This is a genomic window from Sphingopyxis sp. QXT-31, assembly GCF_001984035.1.
Lineage (GTDB): Bacteria > Pseudomonadota > Alphaproteobacteria > Sphingomonadales > Sphingomonadaceae > Sphingopyxis.
In genome coordinates this window covers 692,970-712,327 of the sequence record NZ_CP019449.1, presented here as the reverse complement: position 1 = coordinate 712,327, position 19,358 = coordinate 692,970, and the positions used below count along the sequence as shown (strand labels likewise).

Annotated in this window: 19 protein-coding genes; 13 read left to right on the top strand and 6 right to left on the bottom strand. The window is 65.9% G+C overall.

The window, feature by feature from the left end; all coding sequences use genetic code 11:
- Positions 1-11: 11 nt before the first annotated feature.
- The gene (locus tag BWQ93_RS03565; RefSeq protein WP_077029315.1) at positions 12-1,592 is read left to right on the top strand and encodes a fatty acid--CoA ligase; all 1,581 of its coding nucleotides are present in this window, start codon (positions 12-14) and stop codon (positions 1,590-1,592) included.
- Positions 1,593-1,733: 141 nt separating this feature from the next.
- Here the strand turns inward: BWQ93_RS03565 and BWQ93_RS03560 are convergent, their stop codons facing one another.
- Together BWQ93_RS03560 and BWQ93_RS03555 are read right to left on the bottom strand one after the other, a co-directional pair.
- The gene (locus tag BWQ93_RS03560; protein WP_077032181.1) at positions 1,734-2,543 is read right to left on the bottom strand and encodes an SDR family NAD(P)-dependent oxidoreductase; all 810 of its coding nucleotides are present in this window, start codon (positions 2,541-2,543) and stop codon (positions 1,734-1,736) included.
- Between the two features lie 11 nt (positions 2,544-2,554).
- Positions 2,555-3,553, bottom strand: coding sequence for an NADP-dependent oxidoreductase (locus BWQ93_RS03555; RefSeq protein WP_077029314.1), 999 nt, complete (start codon positions 3,551-3,553; stop codon positions 2,555-2,557).
- Positions 3,554-3,669: 116 nt separating this feature from the next.
- Between BWQ93_RS03555 and BWQ93_RS03550 the strand changes: the two genes are divergently transcribed.
- From BWQ93_RS03550 to BWQ93_RS03510, 9 genes are all read left to right on the top strand, one after another.
- On the top strand, positions 3,670-5,796 hold the full coding sequence (locus tag BWQ93_RS03550; RefSeq protein WP_232314726.1) for a molybdopterin-containing oxidoreductase family protein: 2,127 nt from the start codon (positions 3,670-3,672) through the stop codon (positions 5,794-5,796).
- 9 nt (positions 5,797-5,805) lie between these two features.
- Positions 5,806-6,822, top strand: coding sequence for an NADP-dependent oxidoreductase (locus BWQ93_RS03545; RefSeq protein WP_077029312.1), 1,017 nt, complete (start codon positions 5,806-5,808; stop codon positions 6,820-6,822).
- The gene (locus tag BWQ93_RS03540; protein ID WP_077029311.1) at positions 6,819-7,595 is read left to right on the top strand and encodes a ThuA domain-containing protein; all 777 of its coding nucleotides are present in this window, start codon (positions 6,819-6,821) and stop codon (positions 7,593-7,595) included. Before BWQ93_RS03545 ends, BWQ93_RS03540 begins: the two co-directional genes overlap by 4 nt.
- A 75-nt stretch (positions 7,596-7,670) precedes the next feature.
- On the top strand, positions 7,671-8,918 hold the full coding sequence (locus tag BWQ93_RS03535; protein WP_077029310.1) for a cytochrome P450: 1,248 nt from the start codon (positions 7,671-7,673) through the stop codon (positions 8,916-8,918).
- Entirely contained in the window at positions 8,915-9,976 is a 1,062-nt protein-coding gene (locus BWQ93_RS03530; protein WP_077029309.1) for an acyl-CoA dehydrogenase family protein, read from the top strand. Before BWQ93_RS03535 ends, BWQ93_RS03530 begins: the two co-directional genes overlap by 4 nt.
- Positions 9,973-10,365 (top strand): Zn-ribbon domain-containing OB-fold protein, encoded by a 393-nt coding sequence (locus BWQ93_RS03525; protein ID WP_077032180.1) that lies wholly within the window; start codon positions 9,973-9,975, stop codon positions 10,363-10,365. Before BWQ93_RS03530 ends, BWQ93_RS03525 begins: the two co-directional genes overlap by 4 nt.
- A complete protein-coding gene (locus tag BWQ93_RS03520; RefSeq protein WP_077029308.1) occupies positions 10,362-11,510 on the top strand; it encodes a thiolase family protein in 1,149 nt (382 codons plus the stop codon). The genes BWQ93_RS03525 and BWQ93_RS03520 overlap by 4 nt, the downstream gene beginning before the upstream one ends.
- A 7-nt stretch (positions 11,511-11,517) precedes the next feature.
- A complete protein-coding gene (locus tag BWQ93_RS03515) occupies positions 11,518-12,726 on the top strand; it encodes an acyl-CoA dehydrogenase family protein (RefSeq protein WP_077029307.1) in 1,209 nt (402 codons plus the stop codon).
- A gap of 92 nt (positions 12,727-12,818) precedes the next feature.
- The gene (locus BWQ93_RS03510) at positions 12,819-13,589 is read left to right on the top strand and encodes a helix-turn-helix transcriptional regulator (protein ID WP_077029306.1); all 771 of its coding nucleotides are present in this window, start codon (positions 12,819-12,821) and stop codon (positions 13,587-13,589) included.
- Positions 13,590-13,713: 124 nt separating this feature from the next.
- On the opposite strand, the gene BWQ93_RS03505 is transcribed toward BWQ93_RS03510, so the two are convergent.
- Entirely contained in the window at positions 13,714-14,250 is a 537-nt protein-coding gene (locus BWQ93_RS03505) for a VOC family protein (protein ID WP_077029305.1), read from the bottom strand.
- Positions 14,251-14,348: 98 nt separating this feature from the next.
- Between BWQ93_RS03505 and BWQ93_RS03500 the strand changes: the two genes are divergently transcribed.
- Genes BWQ93_RS03500 through BWQ93_RS03490 form a run of 3 tightly spaced genes read left to right on the top strand, consistent with a single transcriptional unit; the run spans position 14,349 to position 17,820 of the window.
- Complete coding sequence (locus tag BWQ93_RS03500; RefSeq protein WP_077029304.1) at positions 14,349-15,578, top strand: aromatic ring-hydroxylating oxygenase subunit alpha; 1,230 nt, start codon at positions 14,349-14,351, stop codon at positions 15,576-15,578.
- A gap of 17 nt (positions 15,579-15,595) precedes the next feature.
- On the top strand, positions 15,596-17,023 hold the full coding sequence (locus tag BWQ93_RS03495; protein WP_077029303.1) for an aromatic ring-hydroxylating oxygenase subunit alpha: 1,428 nt from the start codon (positions 15,596-15,598) through the stop codon (positions 17,021-17,023).
- Positions 17,023-17,820, top strand: coding sequence for a sugar phosphate isomerase/epimerase family protein (locus BWQ93_RS03490; protein WP_077029302.1), 798 nt, complete (start codon positions 17,023-17,025; stop codon positions 17,818-17,820). Before BWQ93_RS03495 ends, BWQ93_RS03490 begins: the two co-directional genes overlap by 1 nt.
- Here the strand turns inward: BWQ93_RS03490 and BWQ93_RS03485 are convergent.
- From BWQ93_RS03485 to BWQ93_RS03475, 3 genes are read right to left on the bottom strand one after another with little or no spacing between them, the layout of a single operon-like run.
- Positions 17,817-18,719, bottom strand: a complete 903-nt coding sequence (locus BWQ93_RS03485; RefSeq protein ID WP_077029301.1) for an SDR family oxidoreductase — start codon at positions 18,717-18,719, stop codon at positions 17,817-17,819. The two genes, BWQ93_RS03490 and BWQ93_RS03485, sit on opposite strands and share 4 nt — an antisense overlap.
- Complete coding sequence (locus BWQ93_RS03480) at positions 18,716-19,129, bottom strand: nuclear transport factor 2 family protein (RefSeq protein WP_077029300.1); 414 nt, start codon at positions 19,127-19,129, stop codon at positions 18,716-18,718. The genes BWQ93_RS03485 and BWQ93_RS03480 overlap by 4 nt, the downstream gene beginning before the upstream one ends.
- Complete coding sequence (locus tag BWQ93_RS03475; protein WP_058814902.1) at positions 19,126-19,356, bottom strand: biotin/lipoyl-containing protein; 231 nt, start codon at positions 19,354-19,356, stop codon at positions 19,126-19,128. The genes BWQ93_RS03480 and BWQ93_RS03475 overlap by 4 nt, the downstream gene beginning before the upstream one ends.
- Positions 19,357-19,358: the final 2 nt, after the last annotated feature.

The window sequence follows — 19,358 nt, the reverse complement described above, 5'->3', positions numbered from 1 at the left end:
AGAGAATACCGGTGAAGGTCACAGCATTTGAACGCGTCGCCGACGTCGCGCGGCGGAACGCGCGCGAGCGGCCCGACCAGATTCTCTATCATTTCGAAGGCCGCGCAACGACCTACGCCGACTTCGATGCGAACAGCAATCGCGCCGCCAATGCGTTGATCGCATTGAGTTTGAAGCCCGACGACCGCGTCGCCTATCTCGGCAAGAACAGCGATCTCTATTTTGAGCTGCTGGTCGCGGTCGCCAAAGCCGGCGGCGTCATGACGCCGGTCAACTGGCGCCTCGCGGTGCCCGAAATCGCGTGGATCATCGACAATTGCGGCGCCCGCATCCTGTTCGTCGGGCCGGAGTTTACGGAGCTGGTCGCCGCAAACCGCGACGCCTTTCCGGGCGTCGAGCATGTCGTCGCGACCGAGGGACCGGCCAGCGGCTTCCCCGACTACCGGAGTTGGCGCGACAGCTTCCCGACCGTCGACCCCGACATCTCGCGCGGCGAGACCGATGCGGTGATCCAGATGTACACCTCGGGCACCACCGGCAAACCCAAGGGCGCGGTGCTGACCAACGGATCGGTGCTGCGCTCGCAGCTCGACCGCGATCCCGCGCTGCAGGCCGACTGGGAGCGGTGGGACGAGGATGACGTTGGCCTGGTCGCGATGCCCTGTTTCCATATCGGCGGCACCGGATACGGCATCACCGTGATGACCAACGGCGCGACCGGCGTGATCACGCGCGAATTCGATCCCGGCGGCGTGCTCGACCTGATCGGAACCTATGGCATCTCGAAAATCTTCATGGTCCCCGCGGCAATGCAGATCATCGTCAATCAGCCCCGCGCACGCGAAGTCGATTTCTCGCGCCTCCGCCACATCGCCTATGGCGCCTCGCCGATCCCGCTCGACCTGCTGCGCCAGTGCATCGATGTGTTCCAGTGCGGCTTCGTTCAGATGTACGGGATGACCGAGACGTCGGGCACGATCGCCGCGCTGCCGCCCGAGGACCACGACCCCGCGGGCAACGAGCGGATGCGCTCGGTCGGCAAGCCATTGCGCGGGGTCGAGATGCGCGTCATCGATACCGACGGCAATCCCCTGCCCCCGCGCGACATCGGCGAGATCGCGATCCGCGCGCAGGCGAATATGCGTGAATATTGGGGGCGGCCCGAGGCAACCGCGGAGACGATCGACGGCGAAGGCTGGCTGCGCACCGGCGACGCCGGCTACACCGACGAGGACGGCTATTTCTACCTCCACGACCGGGTGAAGGACATGATCATCTCGGGCGGCGAGAATGTCTATCCGGCCGAGGTCGAGAATGCGATCTATGGTCATCCAGCCGTGGCCGACGTCGCGGTGGTCGGCGTGCCGGACGAGAAAAGGGGCGAGGCGGTGAAGGCGTGCGTCGTGCTGCGCGACGGCGCGAGCGCCGATGCTGCCGACATCATCGGTTGGGCTCGGACACGGATCGCGGGCTATAAATGCCCCAAGTCGGTCGACTTCATCCCCGCACTGCCGCGCAATCCGTCGGGCAAAATCCTGCGCCGCGAGTTGCGGGCGCCCTATTGGGAAGGGCGCGAGCGGCAGATTGGTTGATCGCTCCTCTCCGTGGCGAAGCCATGGGGAGGTGGCAACGCGAAGCGCTGACGGAGGGGCTATTGCGCTACCGTTGCCGCCCCTCCACCACTCGCCGCGCGAGCGGTCCCCCTCCCCATCGCTACGCGACGGGGAGGATCTTCAGGCTTGCAACTTCGCCATCGCGGCGCCAACCGCCGCCGCAATATCGCCCTCTTGCGGATTGCCGCGCAGCGCTAGCCCGCCATTGGGCTGCAAATTCTCGCCGGTCACGAACGCCTCGTCGCTGGCCAGCCACAGGCATGCGTTCGCGACGTCCTGCGAGGTATTGAGCCGCCCGAGCGGGTAGCGCGGCAGGAAGGCGTCGACCAATCCCGGCGTCGCGAACGCACCCTCGGTCATCGGCGACTCCGTGAACGCCGGCGACACGATGTTCGCCCGGATCCCCGCGGCCCCGAAATCGTTGGCGACGCAGCGGATCAGCGCCTCCGACCCTGCCTTGGTGCCGATATAGGCGGCATGGTTGCCGATCGGCGCGCGCGTCGTCGCCGAGGAAATCTGGATGATCGAGCCGCCGGTCGGATCGTTTGCCAGCATCGCGCCGATGAAAGCCTGGAGGAAATGATGCACGCCGGTGAATTGCAGCGCGACGATGCTCGCGAGTTCCTCCTCTGTCACCTCGAGCAAGGGCTTGAGCAGCCCCCAGCCGCTGGCGTTCAACGCGACATCGACACCGCCCATCTTCGCCTTCGCCGCGCCGGCGAGCGCGAAGACCGAAGCCTTGTCGGTGATATCGCAGAGCGCGGCATGGCCGCCGATCTCGGCCGCCAGCGCATCGAGCGGTTCCTGCCTGCGTCCCGCGACCATCACCGTCGCGCCCTCGCGCGCGAACAGCCGCGCGGTCACCTGCGCCATATTGCCCGCCGATGCTGCGCCGATGATGACGGCGCGCTTCCCTGCCAGCCTGCCCATGTCGACCTCCTTCAAAGTTTCAAAAGTTGCTTGCCGCGGTTCTGACCGCTGAACAGGCGTTTGAGCGTATCGGGCGCATTCTCGAACCCCTGCTGCACATCCTCGCGATAGTGAAGCCGGCCATCGAGGACGAAGCCCTCCAGCCGCTTGCGGATTTCGGGAAATTCGCTCGCCCAATCGAGCACGATGAAACCAGCCATCGAACCGCGGCGGAAGATGAGGTTGAAATAATTCTGCGGCCCGGCTGGCAAAGTCCCCATCTCGTAGCGGCTGATACCTCCGCACACCGCGACGCGCGCGCCGGTCGCGATCTCGCCGAGCATGTCGTTGAGGATCGCCCCGCCGACATTGTCGAAGATCACGTTGACTCCTCCAAGACAATGCTCCTTGATCTGTTTACGGACGTTGCCCGCCTTGTAATCGATCGCGGCATCGTAGCCCGCTTCCTCGACCAGCCAGCGGCACTTGTCCTCGCCCCCCGCGATGCCGACCGCGCGGCATCCCGCAATCTTGGCGAGCTGGCCGACGACCGACCCCGTTGCTCCCGCCGCGCCCGATACCAGCACGGTATCGCCCGCGACCGGTCGGCCGACCTTGAACAGCCCGCAATAGGCGGTGACCCCCGTTGTCCCGAGTACCGAGAGCATCGCAGTCGGGGGCAACTGCGTCTCTATCTTCACCAGCCCTTCGCCATTCGACACATGCCATTCGGTCCAGCCCGTCGATCCCATGACAAGATCGCCCGGTGCGAAACCCGGATGATGGCTTTCGACAACTTCGCTGATCCCGCTGCCGCGCATCACGTCGCCGATCGCCATCGGCGCGACATAATCGGCGATATTTTCCATCCAGCCCTTTTGCGCCGGATCGAACCCCAGATAGAGCGTCTTCAGCAGCAGTTCCCCGTCGCCGGGGGCGCCGATATCGGTCTCGACCAGCTGGAAATCGCCATCCTCGATCCCGCGCCCGCGCGGGTGTCCGTTCAGCAGCCATTGGCGCGATGTCGGCATCGATACTCTCCCCGTTTCTTTGCATCGAAACTGCGCCCGCGCTCTGCCGCCAGCCACCGCCAAAAGTGCCAGTCGCTTGCCAGCGACGGCGGCGTAGGGTGCGATCAGGGAGAGATATGATGCCTGAGGTCCGCCGCAGTTTCTGCCGCTTCTGCCATGCCAATTGTGCGATGCTGGTCACCATCGACGACGGCCGCGTGACCAAGGTGCAGGGCGATCCCGACGATCCGGTATTCGGCGGTTATACGTGTATCAAGGGCCGCCAGCTCGCCGAGGCGCATCACGGGCCGCAGCGACTGACGGTGTCGCAGAAGCGCGCCGATGGCGCGTTCGCGGACATTGCGACCGACGGCGCGCTCGACGAGATCGGCGCGAAGCTGTCGGCGATCATCGCCGAGCACGGCCCGCATGCCGTCGCCATCTACGCCGGGACCTATTCGTTCCAGAACAGCGCCGGGGTGGGCAGCGCGACGGCCTTTGCGCAGGGGCTGGGGACGCGCAACATCTACACATCGGTGACGCTCGACCAGCCCGCGAAAGTCTATACGACGATGCGCTACGGCAACTGGATGGGCGGGATGCACAGCTTCTCCGAGGCCGACGTCGCCTTCTTCATCGGCAACAACCCGATCGTCTCGCACTATGGCCCGCCGGGCGGCCTGCCGCCCTTTTCACCCTCGCGCCGCCTGCGCGATGCGCTCGACGGCGGGCTGAAGCTGATCGTCGCCGACCCGCGCGAGAGCGACGTGGCGGCGCTCGCGCACATTCACCTGCCGGTGCGCCCAGGCGAAGACCCGGCAATGCTCGCCGGCATCATCCATGTCATCCTGTCCGAAGGCCTGTATGACAAGGGCTTCGTCCAGCAATATGTCGACGGCCTCGACGACCTTACCCGTGCCGTCGCCGATTTTACCCCCGCGGTCGCCGCTGCGCGCGCCGGGGTCGAGGAAAGCCAGCTCGTCGCCGCGGCGCGCATGTTCGCGGGCGGCACCAAGGGCGTCGTCTCGACCGGCACCGGGCCCGAAATGGCGGGCAACGGTACGCTCACCCAATATCTCGTCTCGTCGCTCAACATCATCTGCGGGCGCTTCTGCCGCGAGGGCGAGAAAAGCTCGATCCCGCGCGTCTTCACCCCCGTCACCCCGCGCCGCGCGCAGGTCGCGCCGCCGATAGCTCTCTATGGCGAGGGCTTCCCCACCTCGCGCATCCGCGGCCTCACCCACCTCGGCATGGAAATGCCGTGCAACGTCCTGGCCGACGAGATGCTGACGCCGGGCGAAGGCCAAGTGCGCGCGCTGATCGTGATCGGCGGCAATCCGGTGGTCGCCTTCCCCGACCAGGACAAGATGACGCGCGCGATCGACGGGCTCGACCTGCTCGTCTCGATCGACGTCAATGCCGACTCAGCCACCGCGAAACGCGCCGACTATATCCTCGCACCCAAGATGTGCCTCGAACGCGAGGACATCAGCAACCTCTCCGAATGGTGGTATGAAATCCCCTACGCCCGCTATACAGAGGCGATGATCGAAGCGCCCGAAGGGCTGCTCGAGGAGTGGGAGATGCTCTGGGAACTCGCACACCGTATCGGCACCGGCATGCCGCTCGCGGGCGGTGCCTGCCCGATGGATGAGCGGCCCACGAAAGAGGCCTTCCTCGACCTGATGGTCGCGGGCTGCTCGGTCGCGCCGAGCAAGGTGCGCAGCGACACGGTCGACGGCAAGGCGGTGATCTACGCCGACCTCCACCCGGTCGTCGAGGCGGGCGATCCCGAGGCGCCGGGGCGCTTCGACCTGACGGCTGGCGCAATGCCCGACCAGCTCATCGCCTATGCCGATGCAGCCCAGCCGACGCCGGACTTTCCCTGGCGCATGGTGTCGCGGCGCAGCCGGCACCGCTTCAACTCGACCGGGCAGAACCTCCCCGCGCTGCGCGCCAAGCGCACCACTAACCCCGCCTTCCTCCACCCCGACGATCTCGCGCTGATCCCCTGCGCCGACGGCGACACCGTCCGCATCCGCTCGGCGGTCGGCGAAGTCGTCGCGGTCGCGCGCGCGGCCGAGAATATGCGCCCCGGCGTCGTGTCGATGGCGCACGCGTTCGGCGGGCCCGACATCGGCCCCGACGGCGTCCATGAGCATGGTGCATCGACCAACCGCCTCGTCAGCGAGAGCGTCGCCTACGACCCCATCACCGGCCAGTCGCTGCAAAGCGCGATCCCGGTTTCCATCGTCCCCGCTTGAGGAATTCCCATGCCCGACAACCGCCGCTTCCTGCTCGTCCGCCGTCCGAACGGCGAACCCGCGCCGGAAGATTTCTCGCTCGTCACCCAGCCCACCCCCGGGCTCGCCGACGGCGAATTCCTGATCCGCAACCATTACGCCTCGCTCGACCCCGCGATCCGCGGCTGGATGGACGATGCGCCAAGCTATATGCCGCCGATCCCTCTCGGCGATCCGGTGCGCGCGTCGACCGTCGGGATCGTCGAGGCGAGCAGGGCGGAAGGCTTTGCGCCCGGCCAATGGGTGATGGGCCTCAACGCGATCGAGGATTATTCGGTCGGCACGGTCGGCGGCTTCACCCAGCCGATCGACGCCAGCCTCGTGCCGTCGGTGACCAACTATCTCTCGGTGCTCGGCGCGGTCGGGATGACGGCCTATTTCGGGTATATCGACGTCTGCGAACCCAAGCCCGGCGACGTCGTCCTCGTCACCGGCGCGGCGGGCGCGGTCGGCTCGCTGGTCGGGCAGATCGCGAAGATAAAAGGCGCGAGCAAGGTCATCGGCATCGCCGGAGGGCCGGAGAAATGCGCGAAGCTGATCGACCGCTACGGCTTCGACGCGGCGATCGACTATCGCGGCAAGGATGTGCAGGCGCTCACCGACGCGATCCGCGCCGAAGCGCCCGACGGAGTCGACATCATCTTCGAAAATGTCGGCGGCGACATTCTCGACGCGGGGCTCAACAATTTGCGCCACGGCGCGCGGATCGGCCTTTGCGGGTTGATCAGCGAGTATAATAGCGTCGAAAAAGTCGGCGCGCGCAACATCTGGCAGCTGATCGTCCACCGGGCCTCGATCCGCGGGCTGCTGGTGGCCGATTATATTCCGCGCTTCGCCGAGGGCGCCGCCGAAATGGCTGCATGGCTCCAGCAGGGTCGGCTGATCGCCGACGAGCATGTCGACGAGGGGATCGAGAACAGCTTCGACGCTTTCATGCGGCTTTTCGCCGGGAGCAATCAGGGCAAGATGATCCTCAAGATCGCATGACCGGACCGCGCCGCCTTCTCGTCCTGTCGGGCGGCCATCCGTATGAAGCCGAACCCTTTGCCGAGTTGCTCGCAAGTTTCGACGGCTGGACGATCACGCATCTGATCCACCCCGAGGCCGAAACCGCGATCGCCGGCGGCGCGGCGAGGGACGCCGACGCGATCCTCTTCTACGATATGCCGGGCTACAGCTTCGGCGATGGCAAGACCGCAACCCGGCCGCCCTCCGTTACATACCGCCGCGCGATCACCGACTATTTCGGGCGCGGCGGCGGCGCGGTCGCGATGCATCATGCGATCGCCGGCTGGGCCGAATGGCCCGAATGGGCCGAGATGATCGGCGGGCGCTTCCTCTACGATCCCGGCGAGGCGCATGGCGAAGCGCATCTCGACTCGGGCTATCGGCACGAGGTGCGCTACGATGCCGTCGTGCTCGAACCCGATCACCCGGTGACCGCGGGCCTGCCGCCACGCTTCCCGCTCTGCGACGAGCTGTATCTGGCACCGACATGGGGTGCCGCCAAGCCGCTGCTCCGCGCCGATCACGCCTTCGTCCGCGACAATTTCTACTCGGCGGCGCAGGCCGTCTCCGGACGCATGTTCAGCAACGACGGCTGGGAGCACCGCCCCGAAAGCGACCTCATCGCGTGGGAAAAGCCCGTCGGCGCCGGCCGCCTCGTCTATCTCCAGCCCGGCGACGGACCTGTGGCCTATGCCGATCCGAACCTCCGCATATTCCTTTCCAACGCGCTTTCCCATGTCGCGGCCGCCTAACGAAATTGTGCATCGCGCCGGGAGAGCGTCTGCCTATAGTTGCGCGTATAAAGAGAAGATCGAGGGAAGAGGCGCGTGAACGATATCGCCGCAGGCAGTTTTTTCGAGCCGCAGGTCATCGCGGACCCGTTCGACTATTACCGCGCATGGATGCCCAAGAGCCCCGTCGTGCAATTGTCGCCCGGCATGTTCCTCGTCCTCTCCTATGAGCTGTGTTCGCAGGCGACCGGCGACGTCGAGACCTTCTCGAACAATTTCCAGGGCACGCTGTCGGGCGCGATGGCCGAGGATGGCGACGTGTCGGCGATTCTCGCCGAGGGCTGGCCGCAGGTCGATACGCTACTGACCGCCGATCCGCCGACGCACACGCGGTTCCGCAAGCTCGTGAACCTCGCTTTCTCGATGAAGCGCGTCGCCGCGATCGAAGAGGATATGCGCGGGGTCGTCGCCGGGTTGATCGACCGCATGGCCGAAAAGGGCGAGGCCGATTTTGTCCGCGATTTCGGCATCCCCCTGCCCGTCGCGATGATCGCCAGCCAGATCGGCATGACCAAGGACGATCTGGACAAGGTCAAGCGCTGGTCCGACGCCTTCGTCGACCGGCTCGGACGGATGATCCCCAAGGAGCGCGAACTCGAATGCGCGCGCGAGGTCGTCGAATTCCAGCATTTCGTGAAAGCGAAGATCGACGAGCGCCGGGCGAACCGCACCGACGACCTGCTCTCCGACCTCGTCTATGCCGAGGTCGATGGCGAGCGCCCACTCGGGGATGCCGAAATCCTGTCGATCATGCAGCAGTTGATGGTCGCGGGGAACGAGACGACGACCTCGGCGCTCGCGGGCGGGCTGCTTCAGCTGATCGAGAACCCCGACCAGATGGCCAAGGCCGTCGCCGCGATCGACGAGGGAAACGAGCGCGCGATCCTCAACCTCGTCGAGGAAGTGCTGCGCACCGAAAGCCCGACCGCGGGTATGTGGCGCATTGTGTTGAAAGACGCCGAACTGGGCGGCGTCGCCATCCCCAAGGGCGCGATGGTGCAACTGCGCTACGCCGCCGCGAACCGCGACCCCGCCAAATATCCCGACCCCGACCGCTTCGACATCGAACGGACCAATGCGCGCAGCCATCTCGCCTTCGGCAAGGGCATCCATATGTGCGTCGGCAATATGCTGAGCCGCAAGGAAATGGCGGTCGCCTATTCGGAGTTGCTGAAGCGCCTGACCAACTTCCGCGTCGCCGACGGGCACGTACCGAGCTGGCCGCCGAACATGCTGCTGCGCGGCCTCACCACCCTGCCGATCACCTTCGAGCGCCGGACATGAATTTCGACCTCGACGAAGACCAGCAGCTGACGCGCGACACGATCGGCCGCTTTCTCGGCCCGATCGACATCGCCGCGCGGCATGCGATGCGCAAAGCCGAGGGCGGCTATTCGCGCGCGCGCTGGCAGGAGATTGCCGACCTCGGCCTGCTTGCGCTCGCCGCGCCCGAAGCGATGGGCGGCATCGGCGGGACGATGGTCGACGTTGCGCTCGTGGCCGAAGCGCTCGGCAAGGGCATCGCGATCGATCCTTGGCTCGAAAACGGCGTGCTGCCGATCCGGCTCGCCGCCGCTGCGGGAGATACGGCACTGGTCGCCGATCTGGCCACCGGCGCGCAGTTCGCCGCGGTCGCCTTCGCCGAACCCGCACGCCGCTATGAGACCGAAGCGGTCGGTACCAAGACCGAGGGCGATCATGTGGCCGGAGCCAAAACCTTCGTCCTCGGCGCGCCGCTCGCCGATACGCTGCTCGTCACCGTCGCCGGCAACAAGCTCGCCAAAATCGCGAACGGCGCAGCGGGCGTCGTGCGACAGGATTATCCGGTCATCGACGGCTCGAACGCCGCCACGGTAGACCTGCACCGCACTCCGGCCGACATCCTCGACCTGCCCGACGCCAGATTCCAGCGCGTGATCGGCGACGTCCGCATGCTCGCCGCCGCCGAAATGGTGGGGCTCGCACAGACGATGTTCGACGATACGCTCGCCTATGTTGGCGAACGCCAGCAGTTCGGCGCCGCGATCGGCAGCTTCCAGGCGCTCCAGCACCGCCTCGTCGAATGCTATGCCGCGCTGGAACAGGCGCGCTCGATGATGCTGCGTACCGCGATGCTCGACCCGACCACCGACGACAAGAACTGGCCGCGGATCGCCGCGGGCGCCAAGGCCTTCGTCGGCGAAGCGGCGACGAAAATAGGGCTGGAGGCGGTACAGATGCACGGCGGCATGGGCCAGACCGACGAACTGGCGATCGGCCATGCGCTGAAGCGAGTGATGCTGCTCGACAGGTTTTTCGGCGACCAGGATCATTGCCTGCGCAGCTTTGCGAGGGCGGCGTGAGCGCGCTCGCCCCCATCGCCCCCGGCCTGTGGACCGACGAGGCCGAACCCCGGCTGATTGGCGGGCGGCGCGCCAGTGGCGAGATCGTCTTTCCGGTCCCCGATGGCGACGCCGCCGCGCTGGTCGAACCCGTCCCACTGTCGCGCAAGGGCACGCTCTGGTCATGGACGACACAGGGTTTCGAACCCAAGGAGCCCTATAGCGGCCCGCAGCCCTTCCAGCCCTTTTTGATCGGCTATGTCGAACTGCCCGGCGAAGTGATCGTCGAGACGCGCATCGTCGATGCGGACGTAGCCGACTTGGCCATCGGGATGCCGATGGAGTTTGCGGTGGTGCCTTTCGACGCCAGCCGCTCGACCTATGCCTTTCGTCCGGAGCGCCAGCCATGAGTGACGACGTCTATATCATCGGCGCTGGCATCCACCCCTTCGGCCGCACCGACGGCCGTTCGGGACGCGATCAGGGCGTTTATGCGGTGCGTGAAGCCCTGGGCGACGCCGGGATCGAATGGGGCGATGTCGAATTTGCTTATGGCGGGTCGGCGGCGGCTGGCTCGGCCGACATCATGGTCAACGAACTCGGACTGACCAGCGTCCCCTTCATCAACGTCGCGAACGGCTGCGCCACGGGGGGCAGCGCGCTGACCGCCGCGCGTAACGCGATCGCGGCGGGCGCGTGCGATATTGCGCTTGCGGTCGGTTTCGACAAGCATCCGCGCGGCGCCTTCAACGCCAAGCCGTCCGATTACGGCCTGCCCTTATGGTATGGCGAAACCGGCATGATGCTGACGACGCAATTCTTTGCGCTCAAGATCCAGCGCTATATGGCGCTCCACGGCATCAGCCGCCGCACGCTGGGCCTAGTCGCCGAAAAGGCTTTTCGCAACGGCACCCTCTGCGATCACGCCTGGCGGCGCTCGCCGGTCGATCTCGACACGATCCTGAACGCGCCGATGGTCAATGATCCGCTGACCAAATATATGTTCTGCTCGCCCGCCGAAGGCGCGGTCGCGCTGGTGCTCGCCAGCGGCAGGAAGGTGCGCGAACTCGGCGCCAACGCCGTCCGCATCGCCAGCGTCGCCTTCCGCACCCGCCCCGAAGGCTCGTTCGAGGTCTTTGCGCCGTCGATCAGCGTTAATGGCGGCGGCAAACCCACGCAGATCGCCAGCAAGGCCGCGTTCGAAATGGCGGGCATCGGCCCCGAAGATGTCTCGGTCGCGCAATTGCAGGACACCGAAAGCGGCGCCGAGATCATGCATATGGCCGAAAACGGCTTCTGCGCCGACGGCGAGCAGGAACAATGGCTTGCCGAGGGCTGGAGCGAGATCGGCGGCAGGATGCCGGTCAACACCGACGGTGGCTGCCTTGCCTGCGGCGAACCGATCGGCGCCTCGGGCCTGCGGCAGGTCTATGAAAACACGGTGCAATTGCGCGGTCGCGGCGGCGAGCGGCAGGTACCGAACGGCCCCAAAGTGGGCTATTCCCATGTCTATGGAGCGCCCGGCCTGTCGGCGGTGGCGATCCTCGAACGCTAGAAATCATATGGATCTGGATCTTACCAAGGACGAACAGGATTTTCGCGAGGAGGTCCGCGACTTTCTGCGCACGTCGCTGCCGGATTATGTGCGCGATGGCGCACGGCGCACCCCCGGTGTCTTCGTCGAGCCCGACATCGGTCTCGTCTGGCACCGCATCCTGAACGACAAAGGCTGGGTCGCCTATCACTGGCCCGAGGATTGCGGGGGTACCGGCTGGACGCCGATGCAGCGCTATATCTTCGAAAAGGAATGCGCGATCGCGGGCGCCCCGGCGCTTTCGGTGCTCGGGCTGCGCCTCGTCGGCCCGGTCATCTGCGCCTTCGGCACGCAGGAACAGAAGGACCGCTTCCTGCCCGCGATCCGCGCCGGCACCGATTATTGGTGTCAGGGCTATTCGGAACCGCAAAGCGGCTCCGACCTCGCCTCGCTCCGCACCCGCGCCCGCCGCGAGGGCGACGAATATATCGTCGACGGCTCGAAGATCTGGACCACGCACGCGCACCATGCGAACTGGATCTTCTGCCTCGTCCGCACCGACGGCGAAGTCCGCAAGCAGGCGGGGATCAGTTTCCTGCTCATCCCGATGGACCAGCCCGGGGTAACCGTCAGCCCGATCATCACCATGGCGGGCGATCACGAGGTCAACCAAGTGTTCCTCGACGGTGCGCGCACCGCGGTCGACAACCGCATCGGCGAAGAAGGCCAAGGCTGGACGATCGCCAAATATCTGCTCGAGAACGAGCGCGGCGGATCGTTCCACGCGCCGCGGCTGATCCGCGCGATCGACCATCTGGAAGAACTCGCGGGCGTCGCACCGAGCGGGCACAACGGGTCGCTCGGCGGCGACATCCTGATCGCGACGCGCATCGCGCGGCTGCGGCTCGAGGCCGAAGCGCTCGAAACCACCGAGTTGCGCATATTGGCCGACATCGCCAAGGGCCGTCCGGCGGGACCGCAAACCTCGCTCGTCAAATTGCTCTCCTCCGAAATCCACCAGCGCATCGACGGGCTCGCGATGGACCTGCACGGCTATGACGGCCTGCAATTGCCGACCGTTCGCCCGCTCTACGGCAACGAAGCGCCGCCGCCGATCGGCGACGAGGATGCGCAGGTCGCGGCCGCGCGCTATCTCAACAGCCGTGCCTGGACCGTCTTCGGCGGTTCGAGCGAAGTCCAGAAAAACATCATAGCAAAGACGGTGCTACGCCTATGACACATGCATTGCGACTTGCCGACCAGTGTGAAATAGTCCCGCCTGTGGGAGAGAGAGCAGCCAGGCTGCCGGACGACGGGCTTGCACCGCCAATGAACACCAGGGCGCTCGTCGAAGCGGTCACGGTCCGCTGCGTGGAGGATATCCACGACGCGGCCGTCGCGCTGCGCGATTTCGCCGCCGCCCACGGCCTCCGCGCCGCGCTCTGCGACGATATCGCATCCAAGGAAACGATGGTCGATGCCGACGGCACGGTGCTCGCCGCCGACCTGTTCGGCTGGCTCGGCGACGGCGAGCGCTGGTGGGAGGATCACAGGCTAGCGCTCCACTCGCCGCTGCCGCGCTCGTGCCGCTACGAGAGCGAGGCCTTCTGGTGCAACGGCGAGGGGTTCCGCACTGCGGTGCCCAATCCCTATCTCAACGATATCGACCTCTCGCGCTACTTCGCCGCGAACCAGCGCTATCAGGCGGCGATCGTGGTGCCGGTCCATCTGCCCTTCGGCCAGATTTCGGCGAACAGCTATCATCCGGTGGATCATGAGATCGCCGACCTCAGTGATCAGTTCGCGGCAATCGGGCATATCCTGGGCGCGGCGACGCGGCGCTTCATCGCGGGCTATGCCTCGGCGATGCGCACCAAGCGGCGGATCCCGTCGGACTGCGAACTGTCGAAGCGCGAAGTCGAATGCCTGCGCTGGGCCGCGATCGGCAAGACCGACCGCGAGATCGGCATGATCATCTCGCTGAGCCACGCGACCGTGCGCTATCATGTGCATCGCGCGGGCGAGAAACTAAACTCGGTCAACCGCGCGCAGACGATCTTCAAGGCCGGGCAGCTGGGGTATCTGGGGGCGAATAGTTAGAGCTATCCTATATTCCGTTCGTGCTGAGCTTGTCGAAGCACCGTCCTTCTCTTCTGCACTGCCAAAAGAAAGAACGGCCCTTCGACAAGCTCAGGGCGAACGGAGTTGGGCGAGCGCGATCGAATTACCCCAGCGACCGAAGCGGCGCGCTCCCGTCCCAGTCCTTCGCCGCGTCGCGCATCATCGCGAACAGCTCGCGCGTGCCCGCCTGCGGTTCGAGCAGCTCGACCAAGGTCCCCGGCCCGGTGCCCGGATCGGCATAGATCACGCCGCCGGTATCGCCGACGGGCGCTTCGAAGATGATCTCCGCGCCGACCTCGGCGCAGCGTGCCCGCGCCTCGGCGATCGAGTCCACCAGCAGGCACACATGGTGCAGCCCCTCGCCCACCGCATATTCGTCGCGATAGAGCGACTTCGCGTCATTCTCCGGCCGGATCAGCTCGATCTGCATATCGCCCCAATAGCCGAGCGCCATGGTGAAAACCGGATCGCTCGCCTCGCCGCGATAGCGCCCACCGGGGAGCGATACGTTCGGCAGCAGGAAGAAGGGGCCCGCGCCCATCACTTCGGTCCAGTGCTTCACCGCAGCGTCGAAATCGGACGGCACAAAAGCGAGCTGCATGATGTCGCCGATCGATGCGAGCGTTGCGGGTGCGGCCATGTCTCTCCCCTCAAAAGCGATAGCGCACAAGCGCCGGGCTTTGTGCGATAAGCCCTTCGCGACCCGGAGTCATACTGGGCAAAATGTGAGGGAATGCCATGGCCGAGTCCGATCCGAAGATCGCACCGCAGGACTGGTTCACGGTCCGCAAGCGCAACGCACGCACCGGATTGCGCAAGCTGGTCGCCATCGTTGCCGAGAACCGCACCGACCGCGCCGAGGGGCCGCTGCCGCTGCACAAGTCCGTCTATATGAGCGAAAAGCGCAACGCCGCCGAGATGGAGCATATCTTCCGCAACGAGCCGATCGTCGCCGGCCTGTCCGGCGACATTCCGAAGACCGGCGATACGCTGGTGTTCGACTCGGTCGGCCCGTCTATCCTCGTCGCGCGCGGCAAGGACGGGGTCGCACGCGCCTTTCTCAACATGTGTACCCACCGCGGCGCCAAGCTGGTCGAGGAAAAGGAGCCGTGGAGCGGGCCGCGCCCGCGCCTCGTCTGTCCGTTTCACGCCTGGACCTTCGACCCAGCCGGCCAGCTCGTCGGCCAGCCCGGCAAGGAAGGGTTCGCCAATTGCGAGATCGGCGCGCGCAACCTGATCGAACTGCCCTGCGCCGAGCATCTCGGCCTGATCTTCGTGCGCGCCAATCCGGACGGCGCGCCGATCGATGCCGCCGCGCATCTCGGCGACTTCGGCCCGGTGCTCGCGCAGCTCGAATTGCACCGCGCCGAGCCGGTCAAGAAGGGCATCCTGACCGCCGATTCCAACTGGAAATTCGCGCTCGACACCTATGGCGAGAGCTATCATTTCAAGATGCTCCACGCTTCGACGATCGGCGGCACGCATTACAGCGACCGCAACGTCTATGAGCCGATGGGCCGCCATCACCGCGTCAGCTTTCCCGACCTGTCGATCGGCGAACTGGTCGGCAAGGACGAAAGCGAATGGCCCGAGACCGACTATGGCGGGGTGCATTTCCTGTTCCCCAACACCGTCGTCTTCTTCGGCGCGGTGACGCCGGGGGTCTATTTCACGCAGGTCTTCCGGCTGTTCCCCGACGGCGCGGGCAAGATGTTCTGCCAGTTCGCAGTCTACGCGCCGTTCGGCGTCGAGGGCGAGGAGCATCGCAAGATGTGCGAGATGGCCTATGACATGACCGCCACCGTCGTGCAGACCGAAGATTATCGCGTCGCCAGCAACGGCTACGCGAACCTCGTCACCGCCCCCGCCGACTTCCACGTCGTGCTCGGCGCAAACGAGCCGGCGCTGCACGGCGTCCACCGCTCGATCGCCGCGGCGTGCAAGATGCCGCTCGACCAGATCGCCTGACCCTTCCGGAGCAATCGATGAACGACCTCTCCCCGCCCCAGGACCAGAATCGCGACGATCGCTGCCCGGGTACCAGCTACACCGACATGCTCAACGCCGACACCCGGCGCGTCCCCGACTATCTGTTCGCTGAATCCAATCAGGAACTCGGCGACGAGCCGATCGCGATCGAGCGTTATGTCAGCGAGGATTGGGCGAAGCTCGAGCGCGAGAAGATGTGGCCGAACATCTGGCAGTTCGCCGCGCGCGAAGAGGATATGCCGAACCCCGGCGACACCGTCGTCTATGACATCAACGAAAAGAGCATATTGCTCGTCCGTCAGAAGGACGGATCGGTCAAAGCCTTCTACAATGTCTGCCTACACCGCGGCCGCAAGCTGCGCACCGAGAGCGGCCCCGCGGTGAACCTGCGCTGCCCCTTCCACGGATTTTCCTGGCACCACGACGGCCGCTTCAAGGAAGCCCCCTGCGCGTGGGACTTCAAGCATCTCGAAGCCAAAGACATGAGCCTGCCCGAGCTGAAGGTCGAGAGTTGGCAGGGCTTCATCCTCGTCACCGAGAATCACGATCTGCCCGGCTTCCGCGACTGGGTCGGCCCCGGCATCGAGCATTATGACAATTGGCGGCTGGACGAATGCCACACCGGCGCCTGGGTCGGCCGCGTCATTCCGGCGAACTGGAAGGCGGTCGCCGAAGCGTTCATGGAGGCCTGGCACAGCATCGTCACCCACCCGCAGATCCTGGGCTTCACCGCCGACGCGAACACGCGCTACGACCTCTATGGCGACTTCCTCAACCGCGCGATCACGCCGGCGGGCGCGATGTCGCCGCATATCAAGGGCAAGGATCAATTCTATGTCCTGAAATCGCTCGAGGAGTTCATCGGCGGCGGCGACAGCCGCGCGCGGCGCAGCACCGCGTCCGCCGACGACCTCATGGGTTTCGATGCCGACGATCCGATGCTCGCGCGCAAAGTGCTCGCCGAGGCCAACCGCGCCGCCTTTTCGGCGATGAACGGGCATGATTATTCGGGCGCGACCGACAGCGAGATGCTCGACAATTTCACCTATAATGTCTTCCCCAACTGGGCGCCGTGGGGCGGGCTGACCCCCAACATCGTCTACCGCTGGCGGCCCTGGGGCGACGTCGACCACAGCCTGATGGAGGTCCGCATCCTGATGCGCACGCCCAAGGGCGAAAAACCGCCCAGGTCGGCACCGATGCACCTGATCCCCGACGACCAGCCCTTTTCCAGCGCGAGCCACCTGATCGGCGCCGCGCTCGCGGGGGTGTTCGACCAGGATATGGAGAATCTCCCCTATGTGCAGGAGGGGATGAAATCGTCGCCCAACGGGGTGATCGAGCTCGGCCATTATCAGGAAAGCCGGATCCGGCATTTCCACCGCACGCTGGGGAAATATATCGACGGCGAGTTGCCCGCCTGATGGCGCGCACCGCCCCGCTGCTATCGCTTGCGGCGGGCGTCATGCCCGAATTTTCGCCCGAACAAACGGTCGCGGCCGCGATCGCGGGCGGCTGGCCGGCGACCGGCATCTGGTACGATCCCGAAAGCTGGACGCCCGCGACGACGATCGCGGTGCGCGACCGCGCCGCCGACGCCGGGCTTGCGATCCTCGATATCGAGGTGATCTGGCTGAAGCCCGGTCCCGACGACGCCTCGCATTTCGCCGCGATCGACGCGGGCGCGGCGATCGGCGCGCGCAACGTCCTGATCGTCAGTTCGGAAGATGACGCGGCCCGCGCCGCGGACAAGCTGCACCGGCTCGGCAATCATGCCGCCGCGGCGGGCCTGCGCGCCTGTCTGGAATTTGCAGCTTTCACCACGGTCGGGAACATCGCGAGCGCGCTCGCCCTGCTCGATGCTGCCGATTGCGACAATCTCGGCCTGCTGATCGACCCGCTGCATCTTGCGCGCACCGGCGGCGCGCCCGCCGACCTCGGATCGGTCGATCCGCGGCGCTTTCCCTACGCGCAATTCTGCGATGCGCCGGCACACGGCCCGCCGCCGAGCGACATCCCGGAAATCATCCGCGAGGCGCTCGACCTTCGCCTGATGCCGGGCGAGGGCGAACTGCCGCTGGACGAGCTGCTTGCGCAGTTACCGTCGGTCACGCCGCTCAGCGTCGAACTGCGTAGCGCTGCCTTGCGCGACGGCCATCCCGACCCCGCTGACCGCGCGCGCGCGCTGCTCGCCGCGACGCGGCGCTGGTTCGCGGCTTAGCCCCAGTCCTGCCGCACCGCCCACTCCGCAAACGGCGTCGGCGTCACCCCCAGCAACCGCGCCGCCGGCACCGCGTCGAGCGCGACGGGCGAGACCGGCTGGTCGTTGTACCAGCGATAGAATTTGGCCATCCCGTCATAGATGCTCGCGGGCTGCACCTCGCGCGATCCGGTGACCAACTCGCTCATCCGCGCGGCAAATTCGTCGGGCGACAGGCTCTGGAAGCGCACCGGACGTCCCGCCGCAACGGACAATCGCTCGGCGACCTCGTCGCCCACCAGCGCTTCGGGTCCGCCCACCGCGATCCGGTCGGCGATCAGATCTTCGTGCAACAGCGCCGAGACCATATAGGCCGCGACATCTTCCAGGCAGACCCAGCTGATCTTCAGCGTCTCGGCGGCCGGATAAGCGAAGACCCCGCTGTTCACGATCGCCGGGCGCGACCAGATGCGGGTGATATTGTCCATGAACACCATCGGTTCGATGATCACATAGGGCACGCCGCTCTCGTGGATCGCACGCTCGATATCGCGCCGCCCGTCGTGCGCCGACAGGCCCAACTCGTGGTCGGCGACGAAGCAGCTCGTGTTAAAGACGATCTTCTGCAGCCCCGCCGCGCTCGCCGCTGCCGCGATGTTGCGTCCCATCGTCGCCGCGCGCTCGCGGTCGAATTCGAACGGCAGGTGCATGGCGAGCGCATCCTGCCCCTCGAACGCGGCGGTCAGGCTGGCGACGTCGTAAAGGTCGGCCGCGACCTCGGGCACATCGGGGTGCACCGTCGCCGCCATCGCGCCCGGCCTCCGCACCCCGGCGGCGGGTTCCAGGCCGCGCGCCTTCAGTGCCGTCAGCAGCGGGATACCTTGGTCGGCGGGCGCGCCGAGGACGATTATTTTCTTCATGCCGCGCCCGGAACGCCCGCAGCCTTCAATTGCTCGACCATGTGGGCGGTGTCGAAATAATGGATGCGCATCGACGCCATCTTGCCCGCGTCGTCGAACTCGGTGACCTCGGCGATATGCGTCTCGAAACGTTTGCCGCTCGATTTTGCGGTCACAGTGAAATGGAGCAGAGCGACGGCATATTTCTCGCCGCCGACCAGTTCCTGCCACTGGACGACGGGATCCTCCCAAAACCCCATGACATGCGCATACAGCTTTTGCAGCGCGTCACGCCCGCGCCATTCGCCGCCATAAGGCAGCGACATGGGTTCATAGATGACGAGATCGTCGGCCATGAAGGTCGCGACTTCGTCCCAGTCGCCCTTGGCGACCGCCGCATACATCGCCTTGCTGGCTTCGAGCGGAGTCATTCGATCGTGCCGACGAGCGCGCCGACCGGATAGACTTCGCCCTCCACCCCGATCGGACGGATGATCCCGGCGACCTGCGCCTCGACCTCGACCGTCGTCTTGTCGGTCTCGACCGTATAGATGATGTCGCCGACCTCGACGCGCTCGCCGTCGCCGAACATCCATTCGTTGAGCGTCATTTCGGTCGCCGACATGCCGACCTTGGGAATACGCAGCTCTTCCGCCATGG